General features: G+C 34.2%; 3 protein-coding genes. All 3 read right to left on the reverse strand.

Features of this window, described 5'->3' with window-relative positions; genetic code table 11:
* Positions 1-237 precede the first annotated feature (237 nt).
* Positions 238-1,002 carry a signal peptidase I gene (lepB, locus tag M3210_RS19675; RefSeq protein WP_251517953.1) on the reverse strand — a complete coding sequence of 255 codons (765 nt, stop codon included), beginning with the start codon at positions 1,000-1,002 and terminating at the stop codon, positions 238-240.
* Positions 980-1,483: an RNA polymerase sigma factor gene (locus M3210_RS19680; protein WP_251517956.1), complete on the reverse strand. Its 504-nt coding sequence runs from the start codon at positions 1,481-1,483 to the stop codon at positions 980-982. The genes lepB and M3210_RS19680 overlap by 23 nt, the downstream gene beginning before the upstream one ends.
* A gap of 197 nt (positions 1,484-1,680) precedes the next feature.
* Positions 1,681-2,538 carry a DUF2268 domain-containing putative Zn-dependent protease gene (locus M3210_RS19685; protein WP_251517959.1) on the reverse strand — a complete coding sequence of 286 codons (858 nt, stop codon included), beginning with the start codon at positions 2,536-2,538 and terminating at the stop codon, positions 1,681-1,683.
* Positions 2,539-2,728: the final 190 nt, after the last annotated feature.

Below are 2,728 nucleotides of genomic sequence, written 5' to 3' on the forward strand. Positions count from 1 at the left end.
TAAAAAATCCAAAACCTTCCAGATTGGTGATAACGGAAGGTTATTTAGCATGAATAAAATTAAGTATATCATAATTAATTTGAGTTTTTTAGAGAAATATATTGACAACTATTAGCTGGTTTAGTTAAACAAGAAAAAAGAACCGTCTATGCAGCTCAACAATCTCTTCAAGTAAAGCACACTATAGTTGAAGAACGAACATCAACAACAATACGACCAGAAATAATTTATATTGACTTAATCAATAACTTTTTCATAACCCAATACTTTTCCTTCCACCTGATCGAATGGAATTAAACCTAACTCTATACTGTCTCTTCCCCTCCACCATGTATCGACCAGGACAAAGACCGTATTCTCCTCTACAAAAACAGGGTCTATTGAGGTATTAAAAAAATCTTCCATCGAGGTTTCATTAATATTGCTTTTATCTACCTCCTTCAAATACTCCTCTCTTGTAAGTCCCATACTCGTCGCAACACCGTAAAAGGTATTCAACTTTTTATTATCAATATAAACCTGCCCGTCTCTTATCATAACCGTTTCCCCAGGCAGGCCGATAACTCTGCCAATCAGTTCTTGTTCGTTGATCTTATAAAATAGTATGTCTCCTCGCTTAATTGGTTGAATTTTTTCGGAAACAACCAGATTGCCATGAACATTAGACTGTAAATCATGGTTACCTCTGTCCATTGAATCAGAATGCCACTCCATCGTAAACATGTCATCTACCAACTCGACCTTAGGTAAAGTTTCAGGTGTTTGGGAATCAATAATCTCCCCTTGTGATAACTTATGGTCGTTAAATGGATTGAACATTAGCATAAAGGCTAAACCAATAACAAAGATAGTTAGGAGACTACCTAATAATTTGGGAAATATAAACCTCTTATGTTTTATTTTTGTATTTACAATTGCCTGCTTCATGTTATCTTTTGACTGTCTGCTTAATGATACTGCCTCATTTAGTTTTTTAAAGTCACGATCTTGAAGATTCTTCAATTTCCATCCCTCCCTTTTCACCCAAAATCAGCTTGAGTTTTTCTAATGCTCTGGCAGTAGTCATTTTTACTTTGCTCTCACTCCATCTAAGGATTGCAGCCGTATCCTTAACAGATAATTGTTGAATTTTACGCAGTATAATTACTTGTTGATAGCTCAATTTCAAAGTTGAAATGGCTCGGTAAAGCTCTTCTAAATCACTTTTTTCCAAGAAAGATTCTTCAGCACTTTTTACATGGATGGGTGAATCAAACAGTGTAGGAATTGGATGCTTTTTTCTGAAGTAATTCATGGTAGTGGTATAAGCAATACGATACAACCAGGTTTTCAGTTCAGAGTTTCCTTTGTATTGATGTGATTTGATATGTGCTTTAATGAACGTCTCCTGTGTTAAATCCTCAGCAATTTGATGATCCTTCACCATAAAGAAAATGTATTTATAAATGAGTTCTACATATTTTTCAAACCAGGTCTCAATCACATTCAAATACCTCCTTTTAACCATTAGACACATACAGATCAATATTGGTCACATCATTCAACTATTTAATTTTCAACATTTGTATATAAGAATACGGATAAAAGAAAAAACCATCAATTGATGGCTTCCCACAATAGTTATTTTTTAATTTGTCTACTTTAAGGGGAGCATATCACTTCAAGGAACGCACCCAATACTTATACATGTCGTCTACTCCATTCTAATAGGCCAGGATAAAACTCTCTAATAAAATTTGGTATATCCTTTTCTTGAATGTTCGCTATTTCTTCAAATGTTAGCCCTCTTTCTAAAAGGTGTTCGACAACTTCCCAGCCAACGTAATAGGCTTCTCTTTCAGTATTAGTCGTTCCCGTTCCAAAGGTGAACTTAGTGACTGTTTCTGAAGAGGAGTCATCTAAATAAGAATAAATTCCTTTAAGTATATTTATTCGATTTTGTTTACAGGATTCAAACCATCCATTTTTATGCTCGATATAATCCTCATCTGGGTTCCCTGGAACCAAAAACTTGCTAACTTGAGTCGCCAATCCTTCTTGTATAATTGTTGAAGCGATTGTCCTTTCCCAATCAGCTGAGAGATCTGCTGTATTGGAGTGTACAATGTGCGTTAACTCGTGTGCTAACATTATATTAGAGCTCCCATTTTCAATTGGAAGGCAAAGTGCTAAACGATTCTTGTCATAAGGAGCGACAAAAGCATTATTTTCAAAAGCTCCCACGAAATAAATAATAACTAAGTTAATAGTTTCTTCATAACCAAATAATGTTTTAATTTTTTTCAGGTAGTCATAAACCTTTTCCTTTTCAGGTGTCCATTCTTCAATAACTAATAAATTGTCACGGTATTTGTTCCAAGCATTATCCAATAAGTTTCGAGCCATTTGCATACCTTTCTCACCAGGTGGAACTGCTGCAAAGTTGTAATGTTCTTTCCACAAGCTCCATCTAGTTTCCTCATCAACAACAGAACTATTGACCTTTTTATAAAAGGATAAAAATTTTGGAACTAGGTTAATCATCTCAATATTATCCAAGTTTTGTCACCCCTATTTGATCATACATACTAGAAAGATGAATGTAAACATCAGATCTTGTTAAACTAAACTCCCTCATTATAGTAAGTGAAATCTCCCGATTTCTTTCATTTTCTTAGATTTTCATACCAGTTTGATTATAGTAATTTATTATTTTGTGGTTGATGTTACCTATTGAGGTAAATTTTGG

This window comes from Oceanobacillus luteolus (genome assembly GCF_023715655.1).
In the GTDB taxonomy this organism is placed as follows: domain Bacteria; phylum Bacillota; class Bacilli; order Bacillales; family Amphibacillaceae; genus Oceanobacillus; species Oceanobacillus luteolus.